The 19,682-nt window shown below is 72.1% G+C and carries 15 protein-coding genes and 3 tRNA genes; 9 read left to right on the plus strand and 9 right to left on the minus strand.

The features are described 5' to 3' along the window. Nucleotides 1-35: 35 nt before the first annotated feature. Nucleotides 36-1,310, minus strand: coding sequence for an MFS transporter (locus ACIBAD_RS08890; protein ID WP_134075388.1), 1,275 nt, complete (start codon nt 1,308-1,310; stop codon nt 36-38). A gap of 253 nt (nt 1,311-1,563) precedes the next feature. Here ACIBAD_RS08890 and ACIBAD_RS08895 point away from each other — a divergent pair, with 253 nt between their 5' ends. The 3 genes from ACIBAD_RS08895 (at nt 1,564) to ACIBAD_RS08905 (ending at nt 5,716) form a co-directional block, all read left to right on the plus strand. Next, nucleotides 1,564-2,730 (plus strand): glutamate--cysteine ligase, encoded by a 1,167-nt coding sequence (locus tag ACIBAD_RS08895; protein WP_134075389.1) that lies wholly within the window; start codon nt 1,564-1,566, stop codon nt 2,728-2,730. 233 nt (nt 2,731-2,963) lie between these two features. Next, nucleotides 2,964-4,580, plus strand: coding sequence for an MFS transporter (locus ACIBAD_RS08900; protein WP_134075390.1), 1,617 nt, complete (start codon nt 2,964-2,966; stop codon nt 4,578-4,580). A gap of 161 nt (nt 4,581-4,741) precedes the next feature. Continuing rightward, nucleotides 4,742-5,716 carry a hypothetical protein gene (locus tag ACIBAD_RS08905; protein ID WP_398905471.1) on the plus strand — a complete coding sequence of 325 codons (975 nt, stop codon included), beginning with the start codon at nt 4,742-4,744 and terminating at the stop codon, nt 5,714-5,716. 73 nt (nt 5,717-5,789) lie between these two features. Here the strand turns inward: ACIBAD_RS08905 and ACIBAD_RS08910 are convergent, their stop codons facing one another. The 5 genes from ACIBAD_RS08910 to ACIBAD_RS08930 all read right to left on the minus strand — a co-directional run bounded on the left by ACIBAD_RS08910 (nt 5,790) and on the right by ACIBAD_RS08930 (nt 7,839). Then, nucleotides 5,790-6,200: an SHOCT domain-containing protein gene (locus tag ACIBAD_RS08910; RefSeq protein ID WP_134075392.1), complete on the minus strand. Its 411-nt coding sequence runs from the start codon at nt 6,198-6,200 to the stop codon at nt 5,790-5,792. A 44-nt stretch (nt 6,201-6,244) separates the two neighbouring features. Next, nucleotides 6,245-7,078 (minus strand): class II glutamine amidotransferase, encoded by an 834-nt coding sequence (locus ACIBAD_RS08915; protein ID WP_134075393.1) that lies wholly within the window; start codon nt 7,076-7,078, stop codon nt 6,245-6,247. Nucleotides 7,079-7,429: 351 nt separating this feature from the next. Then, a tRNA-Ile gene (locus tag ACIBAD_RS08920) sits at nt 7,430-7,503 on the minus strand. Between the two features lie 185 nt (nt 7,504-7,688). Further along, nucleotides 7,689-7,761, minus strand: a tRNA-Asn gene (locus tag ACIBAD_RS08925). Nucleotides 7,762-7,766: 5 nt separating this feature from the next. Next, nucleotides 7,767-7,839: transfer RNA gene (locus tag ACIBAD_RS08930), tRNA-Asn, on the minus strand. Between the two features lie 146 nt (nt 7,840-7,985). Here ACIBAD_RS08930 and ACIBAD_RS08935 point away from each other — a divergent pair. The 4 genes from ACIBAD_RS08935 (at nt 7,986) to ACIBAD_RS08950 (ending at nt 13,671) form a co-directional block, all read left to right on the plus strand. Next, nucleotides 7,986-8,288 carry a YtxH domain-containing protein gene (locus ACIBAD_RS08935; RefSeq protein WP_134075394.1) on the plus strand — a complete coding sequence of 101 codons (303 nt, stop codon included), beginning with the start codon at nt 7,986-7,988 and terminating at the stop codon, nt 8,286-8,288. Between the two features lie 73 nt (nt 8,289-8,361). After that, nucleotides 8,362-9,816 (plus strand): FGGY family carbohydrate kinase, encoded by a 1,455-nt coding sequence (locus ACIBAD_RS08940; RefSeq protein ID WP_134075395.1) that lies wholly within the window; start codon nt 8,362-8,364, stop codon nt 9,814-9,816. Nucleotides 9,817-10,018: 202 nt separating this feature from the next. After that, nucleotides 10,019-11,752, plus strand: a complete 1,734-nt coding sequence (locus tag ACIBAD_RS08945) for an ABC transporter ATP-binding protein (RefSeq protein WP_134075396.1) — start codon at nt 10,019-10,021, stop codon at nt 11,750-11,752. Further along, complete coding sequence (locus ACIBAD_RS08950; RefSeq protein WP_134075397.1) at nt 11,749-13,671, plus strand: ABC transporter ATP-binding protein; 1,923 nt, start codon at nt 11,749-11,751, stop codon at nt 13,669-13,671. Before ACIBAD_RS08945 ends, ACIBAD_RS08950 begins: the two co-directional genes overlap by 4 nt. Before the next feature lie 110 nt (nt 13,672-13,781). On the opposite strand, the gene ACIBAD_RS08955 is transcribed toward ACIBAD_RS08950, so the two are convergent. Continuing rightward, nucleotides 13,782-14,927 (minus strand): RNA polymerase sigma factor, encoded by a 1,146-nt coding sequence (locus ACIBAD_RS08955; protein WP_398905476.1) that lies wholly within the window; start codon nt 14,925-14,927, stop codon nt 13,782-13,784. Between the two features lie 93 nt (nt 14,928-15,020). On the opposite strand from ACIBAD_RS08955, the gene ACIBAD_RS08960 reads away from it, so the two are divergent. After that, a complete protein-coding gene (locus ACIBAD_RS08960) occupies nt 15,021-15,638 on the plus strand; it encodes a hypothetical protein (protein ID WP_134075398.1) in 618 nt (205 codons plus the stop codon). Nucleotides 15,639-15,657: 19 nt separating this feature from the next. Beyond that, nucleotides 15,658-16,629 (plus strand): nucleotidyl transferase AbiEii/AbiGii toxin family protein, encoded by a 972-nt coding sequence (locus ACIBAD_RS08965; protein ID WP_398905479.1) that lies wholly within the window; start codon nt 15,658-15,660, stop codon nt 16,627-16,629. A gap of 49 nt (nt 16,630-16,678) precedes the next feature. Here the strand turns inward: ACIBAD_RS08965 and ACIBAD_RS08970 are convergent, their stop codons facing one another. Beyond that, the gene (locus tag ACIBAD_RS08970) at nt 16,679-18,772 is read right to left on the minus strand and encodes a molybdopterin oxidoreductase family protein (RefSeq protein ID WP_398905481.1); all 2,094 of its coding nucleotides are present in this window, start codon (nt 18,770-18,772) and stop codon (nt 16,679-16,681) included. A gap of 108 nt (nt 18,773-18,880) precedes the next feature. Next, nucleotides 18,881-19,651 carry an SDR family oxidoreductase gene (locus ACIBAD_RS08975; RefSeq protein ID WP_398905483.1) on the minus strand — a complete coding sequence of 257 codons (771 nt, stop codon included), beginning with the start codon at nt 19,649-19,651 and terminating at the stop codon, nt 18,881-18,883. Between the last annotated feature and the right edge of the window lie 31 nt (nt 19,652-19,682).

The raw sequence follows: 19,682 nt of genomic DNA on the forward strand, positions 1-19,682 counted from the left end.
GCCCCGGCCGCCGCCGGGGGGTCCGGGCGCGGGCGTCACGCCTGCGGCGACCTCGCGTCGTACCGGGCGAACCCGCGCCAGCGCAGGGCCAGCAGGAGCAGTACCAGTACGCATCCCAGGCCGCCGCCCGTGATCGCCACGGCCGGGGAGGTCAGGTCGGCGGCGGTCCCGGCGAGGAAGTCACCGAGCCGGGGCCCGCCCGCGACGACCACGATGAACACGCCCTGCAGGCGCCCGCGCATCTCGTCCGGGGTCGCGGCCTGCATCATCGTGGAGCGGAACACCATGGAGATGGTGTCGGCGCAGCCCGCCAGGGCCAGGAAGAACAGCCCGAGCCACAGGTTCCGGGTCAGCCCGAACACGGCGATGGCCAGCCCCCAGGCGGCCACGGAGATCAGGATCGCCAGCCCGTGCCGGCGGATCCGGCCCTGCCAGCCGGAGAACAGCCCGCCCAGCAGAGCCCCGACGGCGGGCGCGGCCACCAGCAGGCCGACGGTCTTGGCGTCGCCGCCGTACCAGAGCACGGCGATGGCCGGGAACAGAGCCTTCGGCTGGGCCAGCACCATGGCGGCCATGTCGGAGAAGAAGGTCATCCGGATGTTCGGCCGGGTGCCGAGGAAGCGCAGGCCGTCCAGTACGGAGGCCCGCCCCCGCTTGCCGCCCTCCCGCTCGGGCAGCATCGCGGGCAGCCGCCACACCGCGTAGAGCGCGGCGCAGAAGGTCACGGCGTCGATCAGGTACGCGGCCTGGTAGCCCCACCAGCCGACGATGAGCCCGCCGAGCACCGGGCCGATCATCATCCCGGAGGTCATCGTGACCGAGTTCAGCGCGTTGGCGGCGGGCAGCTGCTCGGTCGGCAGCAGCCGCGGGATCATCGCGGAGCGGGCGGGCCCGTTGAGGGCGCCGCAGACCGCCTGGAGCGCGACGACCGTGTACAGCAGCCAGACCCGGTGGTAGTCGAGGAGTGCGGCGCCGGCCAGTGCGATCGACAGGGCCGTCAGACCGAGGGAGCTGTACAGGCCGAGCTTGCGCCGGTCGACGGTGTCGGCGATGGCCCCGCCGTAGAGGCCGAAGACGACGAGCGGGACGAGGGAGAAGAGTCCGACGAGCCCGACCGAGAAGCTGGAGCGGGTGATGTCGTAGACCTGGAGCGAGATCGCGAGGGCGGTCATCGCCTGGCCCATCCAGGAGACGGTGCCGCCGACCCACAGCCGCCGGTAGTCCGGGGACGTGCGCAGCGGGGTCAGGTCCGCGAATATGCGCGGCGGACGTCGGGCGGGGGTGGGCGTGGGGGTGCTCGTACCGGTCACAGCGGATGATAACCAGCGTGCGCTCGGCCGCCCCAGGCATTAACGGGCCGGGAGCCCGTCGCGTCCCGGCCCGTCCGCGTCCCGGCCCGTTCGCGCACGCGCACCAGTCGCCCCACCCGGATCCGCGGCCTCAGACCGGGTCGGTCCTTGCCGGTAACTCGCCACTATCACACGACATTTGACTGAATCGACGTGCGCTCCTCCCCTGCCGTTCCGCTCATGATGAAACGACTCGTATGTCCAGGGAGGCGTAGTGATCGAACCTGGCAACAGCACCACGAGCACCGGCAGCGCGGACAACGGAGTCCACGCGACCCCTCTCACAGCCCCGCTGACCGTGGGCGTCGAGGAGGAATTCCTCCTCGTCGACTCCCGCACCTTCCGGGTGGTCCCGGCCGCCCCGCTCGTCCTGGCCACCGCCGCGGGCCTGCCCCACGAAGTGCACCCCGAGGGCACCCGCTACCAGGTGGAGATCTCCACCCCCGTCGCCGACTCGGCGCCCGTGCTGCGTGCGGAGCTCGCCACGCTGCGGCGCACCCTCGCCCGGGCGGCCCGCGCCCACGGCTGCCGGCTGCTGGCCGCGCCCTCGCCGGTGGTGGCTGTGGAGGGGCCGCTGCACCTGACCGACGACGAGCCGCGCCAGCGCGAGCAGCACCGCCGCTTCGGCGCGCTGACCGACACCCTGGTCAGCTGCGGCCGGCACATCCACATCGGCACCTTCGACGTGGACACGGCGGTGGCGGTGTCGAACCGGGTCAGACCATGGCTGCCCACGCTGATCGCGCTGGCCGCCAACTCGCCGTTCTGGGGCGGCCGTGACACGGGTCACGCCAGCTGGCGGGCGATGGCCTGGTCGGGCTGGCCGTCGGCCGGCCTGCCCCCGCACTTCACGTCCACGGCCCACTTCCGGCGCTCGGTGCAGACCCTGCTCGGCTCCGGGGCGGCCCTGGACACGAAGATGGTCTATTGGGACCTGCGCCCGTCCGGGCACTGGCCGACGCTTGAGATCCGGGCGCCCGACATGTCCCCGGACATCGATACGGCGATCCTCCAGGCCGAGCTGGTACGCGCCCTGGTGGCGACGATCCTGCGGGACATCGCGGAGCAGCGCCCCGAACCCGCTCTGCGGGAGGACGTACTGCACCTCGCGCGCTGGCGGGCGGCCCACGACGGACTGGAGGGGTTCGGCCTCGACCCTTACACGGGAGTGGAGATCCCGGCGGCGGACCTGGCGGAGGCTCTGCTGGACCTGGTCGCCCCGGAACTCGCGGCCTCGGGCGAACTCGACCACGCGGCCAAGACCCTGGGAGGCCTCTTGCGCGACGGCTCGGGCGCCCACCGCCAACGCGCGGCCTACGCCCGCCGCCAGGACCTGAACGACGTACTGCGCCACTTGGCGGACGAGACGGAGAACTTCTAGCCATCAGGCCGGCGGGCCGGCAGCCGAGACATCCCGCGCGAACGCCGACGCCGCGGGTGCAGTCGTTTCTGCGCCTGCGGCCGGCAGGAGGACCGGTGGGCGGCCGCCGACCGGGTGCTGTGGACGCCCGGGCCTCACGGGCCCGTCGCCGTCCGGCTCGTCGCCGCCCCCATCCGGCTGACCGCGCGGCGGGTCGGTCCAGGTGGCCCACGGGCGGCTGGAACCATGCGTCCATGTCATCCCCGACGGGCACGGCCGAGAGTTCGGCGAAGTCGCGAGTCGTCCTCGTGACGCTCGCGGCCGGTCAGTTCCTGATGGCCCTCGACAGCTCCGTCATGAACGTCTCCATCGCCACGGTGGCCGAGGACGTGGGTACGACCGTCACGGGCATCCAGGGTGCGATCACGGCGTACACCCTCGTGATGGCGATGTTCATGATCCCGGGCGGCAAGGTCGGGGCGCTGATCGGCCGCAGACGCGCGTTCATGATCGGCTGCTGCATCTACGGTGCCGGCTCCCTCACCACGGCGCTCGCACCGAACCTGCCCGTGCTGCTGGTGGGCTGGGCGTTCCTGGAGGGGATCGGGGCGTCACTCATCCTGCCGGCGATCGTCGCGCTCGTCGCCGGTAACTTCGCCGTCGAACGCCGTCCCGCCGCCTACGGGCTCGTCGTCGCGGCAGGGGCGATCGCGATCGCGGTCGGGCCGCTCATCGGCGGCATCGCGACGACGTACTTCTCCTGGCGGTGGGTCTTCGCCGGAGAGGTCGTGGTGGTGCTCGGAATCCTCCTGCTCGCGCGCCGCGTCGCGGACGCGCCGCCCGGGGAGCGCCGGAGCATCGACTTCACTGGCGCCGTCCTCTCCGCGCTCGGGCTCGGTACCTTCGTCTACGGCGTGCTGCGGTCCGACGAATGGGGCTGGTTCCGCCCGAAGCCCGACGCGCCCGCGTGGCTCGGGGTGTCGCTGACGACGTGGCTGATGCTGGCGGGCCTGGCGCTGCTCTGGCTCTTCCTCCGGTGGGAGGCCAAGCTCGTCGAGCGGGGCCGGGATCCCCTCGTCGATCCCGGCATGCTGCAGAACAAGCAGCTCACCGGCGGCCTGACGATGTTCTTCTTCCAGTACCTCGTGCAGATGGGCGTGTTCTTCGTCGTCCCGCTCTACCTGTCCGTCGCCCTGGGCCTGTCGGCGCTGGAGACCGGGGTGCGCCTCCTGCCGCTCTCGGTGAGCCTGCTGGCGGCCGCGACCTTGATCCCGCGATTCCTCCCGGACGTCTCGCCGCGGCGAGTGGTGCGGCTCGGGATCTTCGCGCTGCTCGCGGGAGCGGTGGTCCTGATGGCCGCGCTCGACGCGGACGCCGGCGCGGAAGTCGTCACCGTCCCCCTCCTGCTGATCGGGCTCGGCATGGGCGCACTGGCGTCCCAGCTCGGGTCGGTCACCGTGTCCGCGGTACCGCAGGCGCAGAGCGCGGAAGTCGGCGGCGTGCAGAACGCCGTCACCAACCTCGGCGCCTCGATCGGTACGGCCCTCGCCGGGTCCATCATGATCGCCGCGCTCACGACTTCCTTCCTGACCTCGATCGAGGCGAACCCGGCGGTCCCGGACAGTGTCACGAGCCAGGCGACCGTCCAGCTCCAGAGCGGCGCGCCGTTCCTGTCCGACGCCCAGCTGGGGACCGCCCTCGACGCAGCGGGGGTGAACCCCGAGCTGTCCGAGGCGGCACTGGACGCGAACGCGGACGCCAGGCTCGACGGCCTGCGCGCGGCGCTCGCCATCCTGGCCCTGGCCGCGCTCATCGCCCTGTTCTTCACCCAGCGGATCCCGTCGGTCCAGCCGCGCTCGCCGGAGCCGTAGCCGCTGCCCGCGTACGGGGGCGGCGGCCCGCATGCGGGGGCCGGGCGGGGCGCGCAGCATGGAAGCACGGCCGCCGTCCTCCCGCCGGGGCCGGGACGATCGCCCCGGTCGGTGCCTGTCGGGCCCCGGCCTCCGCGCCCCCGCCCGCCTGGAGGCCACGTATGTCCCACCGCCTGCCGACCGGGCCGCCCCGGACCGCATCCGTAGCCGTCGCGGCCCTCGTGGCGGCCGCCCTCGCCGCCGTGCCGAGCGGCTCCGCCCGTGCCTTCACCGGTGACAACCACGAGGGCATCACCCGGGCCGCACTGCCCTGGGAGCCGACCACGCTGACGGCGATGGCCGACGCCCGCGACGGGGCGATCAACGCCGACGACCACCGCCCCTACTTCGACGTCGGCCCCCTGCACTGCGACAACGCCGACTACCTCGCCCCCCGCTACGCCCCCGACTACCCCCGCTCCCGGGACGAGGCCACCACCGAGCTCCTCGCCTGCATCCGCACCTCCGTCGCCCGTTTCCGCAACGCGGTCCGGGCCGCGGACGCCCTCGTCGGCGCGGACGGCAAGGTGCGCGCCGACCAGAGCGACCTGTCCTCCCCCTGCGCATGGGACGGGAAGCCCGGGCGGGCCAAATGCTCCGTGCTCGAACAGCTCGGCCGCGGCTGGCACCCGATCGAGGACTTCTACTCGCACTCGAACTGGAGCGACCGGCCCGCCCCCGGCCCGATCGGCCCCGACAACCCGCCCGGTCTGGAACGCACGGGCCCCGCGCCGTTCTTCGAGATCCGCCGCTACAGCGCCATGAAGGACGCCGCCTGGAGCGGGGAGGCGCGCGAGCACATCCCCGCGGACCTCGCCACCGGCTGCTACACCGACATCGATTCCACCGGCGTCAAACCCTCCGACTGCGCCGGCCGCATCCCCCACAACCGGGTCCTGAACAAGGACACCGCCGCGTCCGACCGCTCGAAGACGGGCGGCAACTTCGGCCGCGCGACGGCGGGGGCGACCGCCGAGATCACCCGGCAGTGGAACGACTTCAAGGCCGAGCTGCTCACGGCGTACCCCGATCACGGGCGCGGCGCGCAGATGGTCTGCGCGCTCGTCCACGACGACCCGGCCGCCGCCTGCCCGTGACGCGCCTGCCCGTGACGGCGGAGCGGGGGCAGTCGGCGGACCGCCGTACGTACGCCCGCTCCGCCGCTCCTGCCTACGGCGCCAGGACCTTGGCCTTGGCCTGCTCGAATTCGGCAGCCGAGATGTCGCCCCGGTCCCTGAGCTCGGCGAGCCGGGCCAGTTCCTCGGCCTGACTGGGGCCTGCGGCGCTCTGTACGTAGGAGCGGAACTCCTCCTCGTTGCGCTGGGCCCGCCGCAGCTCGCGTTCGCCCATCCCGCGCCCCCGGGCGATCAGGTACACGAACACCCCGAGGAAGGGCAGGATGATGACGAAGACGGTCCATCCCGTCTTTGCCCAGCCGTTCAAGTCGTCGTCCCGGAAGATGTCGCCGATGATCCGGAAGAGCAGCATGAACCAGAGCACCCAGATGAAGATCAGCATCATGGTCCAGAACATGTTCAGCAGTGGGTAGTCCACTGCCAGGTTGAACAACGACTCCCTCATGGCCGGTCTCCTATCGACTGCGGGCACAGGCGTCGGTCGTGGCGTCAGGCCGCCTGTGGGGCGAAGGGGAACATCGCGTCCGCTCCCGGCCGCACGACGCCGTAACTGCTCTCGGGCACCTCGTTCCAGGCGCCGGGCAAGTCGCCGAGGGGTTCGGACACGATGAGGCGGGTCTCGTCGGACACCTCCTGCAAGAAGGCCACGTCGGGGTGGAGTTTGCGCAGGGTGTCCACACGGCTGCTGTAGAACAGCGACCGGGATTCGCCCCTGCTGGAGTAGCGGAAGGCCCAGACGCTCACGCCGTCGGTCACGGCGACCGTCATCTGGAGCGGGAACTCGACCCCGTGCTCCCGGCCGACGCGTTCCACGACTCCCGCCATCCGCGCGACGGCGCCGGGCGCGTCCTGGTCCAGGCCGAAGGTGACGGCGAGGTAGAACATCATCTCGGAGTCCGTCGTTCCTTCGATGTCGTTGAACAGCGCGGGGTCGACGAGCAGGGCGAGTTCGCGCCGTATGAGGTGGAAGTCGGCGATGGCCCCGTTGTGCATCCACAGCCATCGGCCGTGCCGGAAGGGGTGGCAGTTCGTCTGCTGCACCGCCGTTCCGGTCGACGCCCGGATGTGGGCGAAGAACAGGGGGGAGCGGACGTGGTCCGCGATTTCCCGCAGGTTGCGGTTGTTCCAGGCGGGTCCCACGTCACGGAGGACCGCCGGAGCGCCGCCGTCCTCCGTGTACCACCCGACGCCGAAGCCGTCGCCGTTCGTCGTCTCCACACCCAGTTTGGAGTGCAGGCTCTGGTCGATCAGCGAGTGCGCGGGCTTGTACAGGATGGTGTCGAGCAGGAGCGGCGTTCCCGAGTACGCGAGCCATCGGCACATGAGCGATCACCTGTTCTCGTTCTCCAGCGCGGTCCGGGCTTGCTCGCGTCCGGCAGAGGCAGGTGCTCGCCTCGTCTCCTGGGCCGTTCCCGGCAGGGCCGGGGATGACGCCGACCGGACCGACCGGCAGTCCCATGATCTGCCCTCCGTGTGGTGATCGCCACGCGTGCGGAACACCCGGCCCACCGGCCACTTCTCGGCGAGCGTCAGGACACGTCTTTGCCCGGTCGGCTGCACCTGCTCGCGCTCGTCGCAGCGGCAGCTGCGGGCGGCAGGGGGGAATGCGGCCACGACGGGCCCTGAAAACGCCGAAGCCGCAAGCGAGAACGTTTCTTCGCCTGCGGCTCGCGGTGGGGCGGGTGGGACTCGAACCCACGGCCGACGGATTATGAGTCCGCTGCTCTAACCGGCTGAGCTACCGCCCCTTCACGGCGTGGCGCGTACATGTGTGCGCGCCGTCTGCCGCAGCATAGCCGCTCATACGATCTCCTGCCTCGGATGCCTCGCATGATCGGCTTCGCCTGCTCAGGGAGACCGTTCTGAGGGCTGCCCGGTTCCGAAACCAGGGCAAAAAGAAAGAGGACCTCGCGTGAGGTCCTCTTCTTTCACGCTCCCCCGACTGGACTCGAACCAGTAACCTGCCGGTTAACAGCCGGCTGCTCTGCCAATTGAGCTACAGGGGACTGCGCTCCCCCGACTGGACTCGAACCAGTAACCTGCCGGTTAACAGCCGGCTGCTCTGCCAATTGAGCTACAGGGGATTGCTGCGGTGCACCGAACAGCCCACCTCCGGCCTTGCTGGAGGGGCGAGCGCCCGTTGCGAGTCATAGATTAGCGCAAGCAGGGGGGTGCTCCGCCAATCGGTATCGCCAGCCGGCCGGGCACCACACGACGAAAGGTGGCAGGCATGCGGTACAAGGTCACGTTCGTGGTCGGACTGGCCCTCGGATACGTCCTCGGAACCCGCGCAGGACGTGAGCGTTACGAGCAGTTGAAGAAGTCCGCGCGCGAGCTCGCGCAGAACCCGGCGGTGCGCAACGCCGCCGAGACCGCCGGGCACACGGGCCGGCAGTACGCCGGGAAGGCCTACGCCGCCGTGAGCCACAAGGTCGGCGACGCGGTGCCCTCCTCCCTGGCCGGGCGGGTACGGGGACTGCGCGACCGGGCCGGCGGGGGCGCCGAGGACGAGTGGGGCACCAGCAACACCTGAACCGCCGCAACCGGGCGGGATCCGGCGCCTCCGGGCGCCGGATCCCGCCCCGGCGTGCGGCAGAATTCTCCGCATGGGGATAGTCGCCGGGCTGGACAGCTCTTCCGCCTTCACTCGCATCGTCGTCTGTGACACCGACACGGGTGCCGTGCTGCGCCAGGGGTACGCCCCGCATCCGCAGCCGGCGGGCGATCCCGAGAGCGTCCACCCCCACGAGACCGACCCGCAGGCCTGGCTGCTGTCCCTCGGCGAAGCCGCCGGCGGCGGGCTCCTCGAAGGCGTACAGGCCATCGGCGTCTCCGCGCAGCAGCACGGGCTGCTGCCCCTGGACCAGCAGGGCGCCCTCGTGCGCCCGGCCCTGATCGGCAACGACAAGCGCGGACAGGTGGCCGCCGCCGACCTGATCGAGGCGCTCGGCGGCCGGCAGGCCTGGGCCGAGGCCGTCGGGTCCGTCCCGCACTCCGCACAACCGGTGGCGAAGCTGGCCTGGCTGGCCCGCACCGAGCCGGAGGCGGCCCGCCGGGTGGCCGTCCTGATGTCCGCGCACGACTGGCTGGTCTGGCAGCTGCTGGGCCGGCCGGCCCGGCGGACCACCGACCGGGGCGGGGCCTCGGGTACCGGGTACTGGTCGCCGGCCACCGGCTCCTACCGCCCCGACCTGGTCGAACTGGCGCTCGGGCACATGGCGCTGCTGCCCGAGGTGCTCGGGCCGGCCGAGGCCGCCGGTATGACACCGGAGGGGCTGCTGATATCCGCCGGTACCGGGGAGACCATGGCCGCCGCGCTCGGGCTGGGCCTGGGCCCCGGCGACGCGGTGGTCTCGCTGGGCGCCTCCGGCTCGGTGATGGCCGTGCACCGCGAGGCGCTGTCGGAACCGGGCGGGCTGATCACCTCGCTGGCCGACGCCAGCGGCATGCACCTGCCGGTCGTGAACACCTCCAACGCGGTACGGGCGCTGCGCGGCACCGCCGAGCTGCTCGGCACCGATCTGGAGGGGCTGTCCGCGCTCGCGCTGAAGTCCACGCCGGGTGCGCACGGCCTGGTGCTCCTGCCGTACCTGGAGGGTGAGCGGACGCCGAACCTGCCGCACACCGCCGGGACCCTGTCCGGGCTGCGGCGGGACTCGATGAAGCCGGAGCACCTGGCGCGGGCCGCGTTCGAGGGCATGCTGTGCGGACTGGTCGACGCGCTCGACGTGCTGCGTTCGCGCGGGGTGGAGATCCGCCGGGTGTTCCTGCTGGGCGCGGCGGCCGAGCTGCCCGCCGTACAGGCCGCGGCTCCGGGGCTGTTCGGGACGCAGGTCGTCGTGCCGGCGCCGGCCGACTACGCGGCGCTGGGCGCCGCGCGCCAGGCCGCCTGGGCGCTCGGGGTGCAGCAGGGCACGCTGGCCCCGCACACCCCGCCGGTGTGGCCGGGTCCGGCGGCGCAGGTCTTCGAGCCGGGCGAGGAGTACCCGGCCTGGCAGGCGGTGCGCCAGCAGTACATCGCGACGCGGGAGCAGATCCACCCGGGGGCGTTCCAGGGCTGAGCGGCCGGGCGGCAGGGGGCGACCGGGCGCGAGCGGGCGGGCATCCCGACGACCGCTCGGGCGCGGGGCGTACTGCCGCTGGAGTAGGCCCGGGGGCCGGTCTACTCCTTTTGACCGGCCTTTGCGAAAACCGGTGGGGATCGGCCGCGCGGTGGCCGAAGATGGAGCGAACCCCCTCGATCTTGCCGACCGGAGCCTGCGCGTGCTCATACGACTTCTGCGGACCCATCTGGGTCCGTACCGGAAACCGATTGCCCTCCTGGTGCTGCTGCAACTGCTGCAGACCAGTGCAAGCCTCTACCTGCCCACGCTGAACGCGGACATCATCGACAACGGTGTCGTCAGCGGGGACACCGGCTACATCCTGCGCTTCGGCGCGCTGATGCTCGGCGTCTCCCTCGTCCAGCTCACGTGCAACATCGGCGCCGTCTACTTCGGCGCCCGTACCGCCGCCGCCGTCGGACGCGACATCCGCGCCTCGGTCTTCGACCGCGTGCAGAGCTTCTCCGCGCGCGAGCTCGGCCAGTTCGGCGCGCCCTCGCTGATCACGCGTACGACCAACGACGTGCAGCAGATCCAGATGCTGGTCCTGATGACCTTCACGCTGATGGTCTCGGCGCCGATCATGTGCATCGGCGGCATCGCCATGGCGCTCTCGCTCGACGTGAAGCTGTCGGGCGTCCTGCTGGCCGTGGTCCCCGTCCTCGGCCTGTCGGTCGGCGCGATCGTCTTCCGGACGCGGCCGCTGTTCCGCAAGATGCAGGTCCGCCTGGACACCGTGAACCGGGTGCTGCGCGAGCAGATCACCGGCAACCGCGTGATCCGCGCCTTCATCCGCGACGACTACGAGAAGGACCGCTTCCGGGAGGCCAACGCCGACCTGACCGGGGTCTCCCTCGCGGCCGGCAGGCTGCTCGCGCTGATGTTCCCGACCGTGATCGTGGTCGTGAACATCTCCAGCGTCGCCGTCATCTGGTTCGGCGCGATGCGCATCGACAGCGGGGGCATGGAGATCGGCCAGCTGACGGCCTTCCTCGCCTACCTCATGCAGATCGTCATGGCCGTGATGATGGCCACCTTCATGTTCATGATGGTGCCGCGCGCCGAGGTCTGCGCCGAGCGCGTCCAGGAGGTCCTGGACACCGAGTCCAGCGTGGTCCCGCCCGTCGACCCCGTGCGCAAGCTGCTCGCCCGCGGGCAGCTGGAGCTGCGCGGTGCCGACTTCCGCTACCCCGGCGCCGAGGCGCCGGTGCTGCGCGGGGTGGACCTGCTGGCCCGCCCCGGCGAGACGACCGCGGTCATCGGCTCCACCGGCAGCGGCAAGTCCACGCTGCTGGGCCTGGTGCCGCGGCTGTTCGACGCGACCGGCGGCGATGTGCTGGTCGACGGTGAGGACGTACGCCGCCTCGACCCGGAGCTGCTGGCCAAGACGGTCGGCATGGTCCCGCAGAAGCCGTACCTCTTCTCCGGAACCGTCGCCTCCAACCTGCGGTACGGGCGCCCCGACGCCACCGACGAGGAGCTGTGGCACGCGCTGGACGTGGCGCAGGCCAAGGGCTTCGTGTCGGAGCTGGAGGGCGGTCTGGACGCGCCCATCACCCAGGGCGGAACGAACGTCTCCGGCGGCCAGCGCCAGCGCCTGGCCATCGCCCGAACGCTGGTGCAGCGCCCCGAGATCTACCTCTTCGACGACTCCTTCTCGGCCCTCGACTACGCGACGGACGCGGCGCTGCGCGCGGCACTCGCCCGCGAGACGGAGGAGGCGACGGTGGTCATCGTCGCCCAGCGGGTCTCCACGATCCGCGACGCCGACCGGATCATCGTGCTGGACGAGGGCCAGGTCGTGGGCGAGGGACGCCACCACGAGCTGATGGCCGACAACGAGACCTACCGGGAGATCGTGCTCTCCCAGCTGACGGAGGCGGAGGCCGCATGAGCGGGCCCGGAGGACGGATGATGATGGGGCCGGCCGAGCGGTCCATGGATTTCAAGGGCTCGGGCAAGCGGCTGCTGGGCCAGATCGCGCAGGACCGGGTCAAGCTGTGGGGCATGGTCGTCGCCGTGGTCGGCAGCGTCGGCTGCTCGGTCGTCGGCCCGAAGATCCTCGGCGAGGCGACCGACCTGGTCTTCGCGGGGATCGTCGGACGGCAGATGCCGGCCGGGATCACCAAGCAGCAGGCGCTGGACGGGCTGCGCGCCAGGGGCGAGGGCGGGATGGCGGACATGCTGTCCGGCACCGACTTCACCCCCGGCGAGGGCATCGACTTCGGTGCCGTCGGGGCCGTGGCGATCTGGGCGCTGGTGGTCTTCACCCTCGCCGGCCTGCTGATGCTGGTCGCGACACGGCTGTCGAACCACATCATGAACGGCACCGTGTACCGGTTGCGCGAGGAGCTGCAGGCGAAGCTGTCGCGGCTGCCGCTGTCGTACTTCGACCGGCAGAAGCGCGGCGAGGTGCTCAGCCGGGCCACCAACGACATCGACAACATCGGGCAGACGCTCCAGCAGACGATGGGCCAGCTGCTCAACTCGCTGCTGACGATCGTCGGCGTGCTGGCGATGATGTTCTGGATCTCCCCGCTGCTGGCGCTGGTCGCGCTGGTGACGATCCCGGTGTCGGTCTTCGTCGCGGCGAAGATCGGCAAGAAGTCGCAGCCGCAGTTCGTGGCGCAGTGGAAGTCGACGGGCGCGCTCAACGCGCACGTCGAGGAGATGTACTCGGGCCACACGCTGGTCAAGGTCTTCGGCCGGCAGAAGGAGTCCGCGGCGGTCTTCGCCGAGCAGAACGAGGCGCTGTACCGGGCCTCGTTCAAGGCGCAGCTGGTCAGCGGCATCATGCAGCCGGTGATGTTCTTCATCTCGAACATCAACTACGTGCTGGTGGCGGTCGTCGGCGGTCTGCGGGTGGCCTCGGGCAGCCTGTCGATCGGTGACGTGCAGGCCTTCATCCAGTACTCGCGCCAGTTCTCGATGCCGCTGACGCAGGTCGCCTCGATGGCGAACCTGGTGCAGTCCGGTGTCGCCTCGGCGGAGCGGGTGTACGAGCTGCTCGACGCGGAGGAGCAGGAGCCGGACGCCGAGGTTCCGGAGCGTCCGGAGCGGATCCGCGGCCAGGTCACGCTCGACAAGGTGGCCTTCCGCTACGAGCCGGACAAGCCGCTGATCGAGAACCTGTCGCTGACGGTCGAGCCCGGCCACACGGTCGCGATCGTCGGCCCGACGGGCGCCGGCAAGACCACGCTCGTGAACCTGCTGATGCGGTTCTACGAGGTCACGGGCGGCGAGATCGCCCTGGACGGGGTGGACATCGCGAAGATGACCCGCGAGGAACTGCGCGGCGCCATCGGCATGGTGCTCCAGGACACCTGGCTGTTCGGCGGGACCATCGCGGAGAACATCGCGTACGGCGCGGCGCGCGAGGTCACGCGCGCCGAGATCGAGGAGGCGGCGCGCGCCGCCCACGCGGACCGGTTCATCCGCACCCTGCCGGACGGCTACGACACCGTCCTGGACGACGAGGGCGCGGGCGTCAGCGCGGGCGAGAAGCAGCTGATCACCATCGCCCGGGCGTTCCTGTCGGACCCGGTGATCCTGGTCCTCGACGAGGCGACGAGCTCGGTGGACACCCGTACCGAGGTGCTGATCCAGAAGGCGATGGCGCGCCTGGCGCACGGCCGTACGTCCTTCGTGATCGCGCACCGGCTGTCCACGATCCGCGACGCGGACGTGATCCTGGTGATGGAGAACGGCTCGATCGTGGAGCAGGGCACGCACGAGGAGCTGCTGGACGCGGAGGGCGCGTACGCGCGCCTGTACGCGGCGCAGTTCGCTCAGGCGGTGGCCGAGGTCGACTAGCGTCGGCGTGCCGGCTGGCTGTGGGGGTGCCCTCCGGACGGGGGGGCACCCCTTCTCCGTACCCCGTCCGCGATCTCCGGGCTCCGGGCTCCGGGCTCCGGGCTCCGGGCTCAGTCCAGGTAGCCGCGGAGCTGGTCTGCGAAGGCGTGGTCGCGCAGCTTGTTGAGCGTCTTGGACTCGATCTGCCGGATCCGTTCGCGGGTCACGCCGAAGATCCGCCCGATCTCCTCCAGGGTGCGGGGCCTGCCGTCGGCCAGGCCGTAGCGCAGCTGCACGACCTTGCGCTCGCGCTCGCCGAGGGTCGACAGCACGGCTTCCAGGTGCTCGCGGAGCAGGAAGAACGCGGCGGACTCCATGGGCGAGGCGGCGTCCCCGTCTTCGATCAGGTCGCCGAGGGCGACGTCGTCCTCCTCGCCGACCGGCGCGTGGAGCGAGACGGGCTCCTGGGCGAGGCGCAGTACTTCCAATACCCGCTCGGGGGTCAGCTCCAGGTGGACGGCGACCTCTTCGGCGGTGGGCTCGTACCCGCGCTCCTGCAGCATGCGGCGCTGGACGCGCACGACGCGGTTGATCAGCTCGACGACGTGGACGGGCACGCGGATGGTGCGGGCCTGGTCGGCGAGGGCCCGCGACATCGCCTGCCGGATCCACCAGGTGGCGTAGGTGGAGAACTTGTAGCCGCGGGCGTAGTCGAACTTCTCGACGGCCCGGATGAGTCCGAGGTTCCCCTCCTGCACGAGGTCGAGCATGGTGAGCCCGCGGCCCACGTAGCGCTTCGCGACGGAGACGACGAGCCGGAGGTTCGACTCGATGAGGCGCCTCTTGGCCATCCGGCCCATGACGACGAGCTTGTCGAGGTCGAGGGCGAGCCGCAGGTCGAGGTCGGGGGTGTTGCCCAGCTTCTCCTCGGCGAACAGGCCGGCTTCGACGCGGCGCGCGAGCTCGACCTCCTCGGCGGCGGAGAGCAGCGGGATCCTGCCTATCTCGCGCAGGTACTGGCGGAACAGGTCGGCGGAAGGGCCCGCTCCGCCGGTCTCGGCGCGCCGGCGCGGCGCGGGCACCTGCTCGGCGAGCTCCAGCACCTCGGGCTCTTCGGGCTCCTCGTCCACGGCGTCGACCTCGGGTTCTTCACCCACAGTGGCCTCGGTGTCTTGGACGGGCGGGCTCACGTTGACGGTCAGGATCTGGGTCTGCACGGGGGCGACCTCCAGGGCTCCGAGGACGGGGGCACCGCACTTCAGTGTGGGGTACGACACATCGCCGCCACGAGGGGCGTGCGAGCACTTTCTGAGTCCGGTGCGTGACCGGATGGTTACCCCCCGCCGGGAATCCCGATGCGGACCGGACGCATGTCCGAGAAGATCGACGCCATGTCCGAGTACGAAACCCACGTCACGGTGCGCTGCCAGGACCCGGGGGAGCTGGCGCGGCTCGAAGCGTGGGCCGGAGGGCGGGGGCTGAAGGTGACGCACATCCTGCTGGCCCGGGGCCGGATGGTCTCGCAGCCGATGCTGACGCTGCCGGACCGCGACGGCCACGAGGCCCTGGTGCCCCGGCTGCGGACGGCGGGCTTCGACCCGGTCCGGGTCAAGGTGGAGACGGTTCCCTGGACCACGGACCGCCCGGGCCGGGGCGGCGGCTACTTCGAGCACCACCTCAAGCTGCCACTGCCGGCGGACTTCGACCGGGCCGCCCTGGAAGCCCTGGTGACCCCCCACGGGGCGCACCTGTCGTGGAACGCGCGCCGGTGCCGTCCCGAGGGCCGCCACGAGCGGTTCGTGACCCAGCGGTGGCGGGGTACGGCGGAGGAGGCGACGGCGTCCTGCGACGCCCTGATCGCGGACCTCACGGGCGCCGGGTACGAAATCCGCTCCGAGGAGAGGGAGTTCGTGCTGTACGACAGCAACCTGTCGGTGGACGACGGCTGGATCGAAGCGGAGACGGTGGCACGAGCGGCGTGGGTGTGAGAGCGGGAGCGGGAGCGCGATGAGTACGTGGCGGGAGTTCGACTGGCGGAGCACCGAGCTGCCGCGGGAGCCGCTGGACGAGGAGACGCGGGCGAGGCGGGAACTGCCGCGGACGCTGCGGCCGGTGGCCGGGGCCGGCGTACGGCAGCGGCCCGTCTTCGACCCGTCCGTGAAACACCTCCAGCGGGCCTATCGTGCGGGTGATCCGGTCTTCGACGACCCGGAGCGGACCGCCGCGTGGACGAGTGCGCGGCGGGCGGCGATGGACGCCGTGCTGCTGGCCGTCTCGGGCTCCGAATGGGCGGACTCGCTGGTGCTGCGCGGCAGTGTGCTGCTCGCCGACTGGTTCGGGGAGGCCGCCCGGGAGCCGGGCGACCTGGACTTCGTGGTGGTCCCGGAGACACAGGCGTTGGCCGGCGGGCGCAGCGCGCGGATGCTGGACGGCATCGCGGCGGCGGCCGACGGGCGGGCCGGGCTCAAGGCCTCGGGCGCGGTCCGCGAGCGCATCTGGACGTACGACCGGGTGCCGGGGCAGCGGATGGTGCTGCCCTGGTCGGTGCCGGGGCTGCCCGCCGGGCAGGTCCAGCTGGACTTCGTCTTCAACGAGCACCTGGCGGCGCCGCCCGAGCCGGTCGAACTCGGCTGCGGCGCCGCCGTACTGGCGGCGTCGCCCGCGCTCTCGCTGGCCTGGAAACTGCTGTGGATCCTCAGCGACGCGCATCCGCAGGGCAAGGACCTCTACGACGCGGTCCTGCTGGCCGAGCGGTACGCGCTGCCGTACGGGCTGCTCCAGGACGTGTTCCGGCTGGCGGGCGAGTGGCCCCTGCCCGACCGGGAGGTTGAGCTCCAGGACTTCGCGAACCTGGCCGACGCCGCTTACCCCGGCACGGAGTGGGAGCACTTCGAGGCCGAGTACCCCCACCTGGCGTCAGCCGGCGAGGCGGCCTTCGTGGAGCGGCTGGTCGAGGCACTGCGCCCGGCCTTCGACTAGGCCGTCTCTTTCGGATCCTGCGGGTCGGGCGAGATCCGGAAGGGACGGCTCAGATGCCCTCCCGGACGGGCTCGACGCGGACCGCGCAGACCTTGAACTCCGGCATTCGGGAGACCGGGTCGAGGGCCGGGTTGGTCAGGCTGTTGGCGCGGCCCTCGCCCGGCCAGTGGAACGGCATGAAGACCGTGTCCGCGCGGATGGTGTCCGTGATGCGGGCCGGGGCCACGGCCCGGCCGCGGCGGGAGACGACCGCGAGCGGGGCTCCCTCGACCGCGCCGATGCGGGCCGCGAGACGCGGATGCAGTTCCACGAAGGGGCCGGGGGCGGCGGCGTTCAGCTCTTCCACGCGGCGGGTCTGGGCACCCGACTGGTACTGGGCGACCACGCGGCCGGTGGTGAGCAGGACCGGGTACTCGTCGTCCGGGACCTCGGCCGCGTCGCGGTGGGATACGGGGGCGAAGCGGGCCCGGCCGTCGTCGGTGGCGAAGCGGTCCAGGAAGAGGCGCGGGGTGCCTGCGTGGGAGTCGTCCGGGCAGGGCCAGAAGACGCCCTGTTCGGCTTCGATGCGGGCGTAGGAGATGCCCGAGTAGTCCGCCGGGCCGCCGGCCGAGGCGCGGCGGAGCTCCTCGAAGACCTCCTGGGGGTCGGTCGGGAAGCCCTTCTCGATGCCGAGGCGGGTGGCCAGGCCGTGCAGGACGTCCAGGTCGGTGCGCACCCCCGGCGGCGGGGTCAGGGCCCGGCGGCGCAGCAGGACCCGGCCTTCCAGGTTGGTGGTGGTCCCGGTCTCCTCCGCCCACTGGGCGACGGGGAGGACCACGTCCGCGAGGGCCGCCGTCTCGGAGAGGACCACGTCCGCCACCGCCAGGAAGTCCAGTGAGCGGATGCGGTCTTCGACGTGGGCGGCGCGGGGGGCCGAGACCACCGGGTTGGAGCCCATGAGGAGGAGGGCCTTCACCTCCGTGCCGAGGGCGTCGAGGAGTTCGTACGCGCTGCGGCCGGGCCCGGGCAGGCCGTCGGGGTCGACGCCCCAGACCTCGGCGACGTGCGCCCGCGCGGCCGGGTCGGTGAGCTTGCGGTAGCCGGGGAGCTGGTCGGCTTTCTGGCCGTGCTCGCGGCCGCCTTGCCCGTTGCCCTGGCCGGTGAGGCAGCCGTACCCGGACAGCGGGCGGCCGGCGCGGCCGGTGGCCAGGCAGAGGTTGATCCACGCGCCGACGGTGTCGGTGCCCTTGGACTGCTGCTCGGGCCCGCGGGCGGTCAGGACCATCGCGGAGGGCTGTGCGCAGAACAGGGCGACGGCCTCGCGGAGTTTGGGTACGGGCACGCCGGTGATCCGCTCCACCAGCTCCGGCCAGTGCGCCATGGCCGCGGCCCGGGCCTGCGCCCAGCCGGTGGTGCGCTCGGCGATGAACTCCTCGTCGGTGCGTCCCTCGGCGACGACCAGGTGCAGCAGGCCGAGGGCCAGGGCGAGGTCCGTCCCGGGACGGGGGGCCAGGTGCAGGTCGGCCTGCTCGGCGGTGCGGGTCCGGCGCGGGTCGACGACGATCAGCGTGCCGCCGTTCGCCTTGAGCTCGGTGAGGTAGCGCAGGGCCGGCGGCATGGTCTCGGCCGGGTTCGAGCCGACGAGGATGACGCAGCCGGTCCGCGGGATGTCCTCCAGGGGGAAGGGGAGTCCGCGGTCCAGCCCGAAGGCCCGCTGGTGGGCGGCGGCCGCCGAGGACATGCAGAAGCGGCCGTTGTAGTCGATCTGCGAGGTCCGCAGGGCGACGCGGGCGAACTTGCCGAGCGCGTAGGCCTTCTCGTTGGTCAGCCCGCCGCCCCCGAACACCCCGACCGCGTCGGGTCCGTGCGTACGGCCCGTCCGGGCGAGGCCCTCGGCGACGGCGTCGAGGGCCTCCTCCCAGGTGGCCGGCTCCAGCGCTCCGGTGGCGTGGGTGCGGACGAGCGGCCCGGTCAGGCGCACCCGGGAGGAGAGCACGGCGGGGGCGGTCCGCCCCTTGCCGCACAGCGCGCCCCGGTTCACGGGGAAGTCGGCCCGCTCCTCCACCGCCACGCTCGCGCCGCCCGGCTCAGGGCGGAGATTCATCCCGCACTGCAGCGCGCAGTACGGGCAGTGCGTGGCGGTGGCGGATTCCGGGGTGCGCATGCGGCCCAGCCTGCGCCACCGGTGTTACGCCGGCCGCAGCCCCCGGTTACGCCTCTCGTACGGCCACCTCAGCGCGGCCCGCGCCGCTCGGTGAGGGCGTGAGCCGGGTCAGAGGGATGCCGGCGGCTTGATCGGCGGTCCGGCCGTCCAGCCGCCGTCCACTGCCAGTTCGGCGCCGGTCATGTACGCGGCGGCGTCGGAGAGGAGGAAGGCGACTGCTGCGGCTGTCTCCTCGGGGGCACCGACGCGGCCCATCGGGGCGCCGGGGAAGCGGCCCTCGCCGGGCTGGATGCCGATCGGCGCCGTCATCGGGGTCAGCGTCATTCCCGGGTGCACGGAGTTGACGCGGATCCCCGCCTCGGCGAGCTCGACCGCGCCGATCTTCGACAGGCCGCGCACGCCCCACTTGGAGGCCCCGTACCCGGCGGTGAGCGCCAGGCCGGTGAGCCCGGCCGCGGAGGAGATGTTGACGATGGATCCGCCGCCGTTGGCCCGCAGCAGCGGTATCGCGGCCTTGATGCCGATGAAGGTGCCGACCAGGTTGACCTCGACGACCTGCCGGAAGTGCTCGATGCTCTCGTGCTCCAGGAGTCGGCCGGTGGCTATGCCGGCGTTGTTGACGAGCCCGTCGATCCGGCCGAACTGGGCCACCGCGTGGTCGAGGGCGGCCTGCCAGTCGGCCTCGCTCGTGACGTCGTGCCGCAGGAACCGGGCCTCGGCGCCGAGCCCCGCCGCCGTCCGCGCACCCTCCGCCTCCAGCACATCGGTGATCAGTACGCTGCCGCCCCCGTCCACGACGGCCCGCGCGGCCGCCGCGCCCAGCCCGCGCGCTCCCCCGGTGATGACGACGGCCTTGCCCGTCAGATCCACAACGGCCACGCTCCACACCCCTGACGAAGGCATATGACTA

The organism is Streptomyces sp. NPDC051109, assembly GCF_044455885.1.
In the GTDB taxonomy this organism is placed as follows: domain Bacteria; phylum Actinomycetota; class Actinomycetes; order Streptomycetales; family Streptomycetaceae; genus Streptomyces.

Excerpts from the sequence above, each read along its gene's own strand:
- ACIBAD_RS08900 (WP_134075390.1), top strand. The coding sequence starts at position 2,964 with ATGTCATCCCCGACGGGCACGGCCGAGAGTTCGGCGAAGTCGCGAGTC.
- ACIBAD_RS08905 (WP_398905471.1), top strand. The coding sequence starts at position 4,742 with ATGTCCCACCGCCTGCCGACCGGGCCGCCCCGGACCGCATCCGTAGCC.
- ACIBAD_RS08910 (WP_134075392.1), bottom strand. The coding sequence starts at position 6,200 with ATGAGGGAGTCGTTGTTCAACCTGGCAGTGGACTACCCACTGCTGAAC.
- ACIBAD_RS08915 (WP_134075393.1), bottom strand. The coding sequence starts at position 7,078 with ATGTGCCGATGGCTCGCGTACTCGGGAACGCCGCTCCTGCTCGACACC.
- ACIBAD_RS08935 (WP_134075394.1), top strand. The coding sequence starts at position 7,986 with ATGCGGTACAAGGTCACGTTCGTGGTCGGACTGGCCCTCGGATACGTC.
- ACIBAD_RS08940 (WP_134075395.1), top strand. The coding sequence starts at position 8,362 with ATGGGGATAGTCGCCGGGCTGGACAGCTCTTCCGCCTTCACTCGCATC.
- ACIBAD_RS08950 (WP_134075397.1), top strand. The coding sequence starts at position 11,749 with ATGAGCGGGCCCGGAGGACGGATGATGATGGGGCCGGCCGAGCGGTCC.
- ACIBAD_RS08960 (WP_134075398.1), top strand. The coding sequence starts at position 15,021 with ATGTCCGAGAAGATCGACGCCATGTCCGAGTACGAAACCCACGTCACG.
- ACIBAD_RS08965 (WP_398905479.1), top strand. The coding sequence starts at position 15,658 with ATGAGTACGTGGCGGGAGTTCGACTGGCGGAGCACCGAGCTGCCGCGG.
- ACIBAD_RS08970 (WP_398905481.1), bottom strand. The coding sequence starts at position 18,772 with ATGCGCACCCCGGAATCCGCCACCGCCACGCACTGCCCGTACTGCGCG.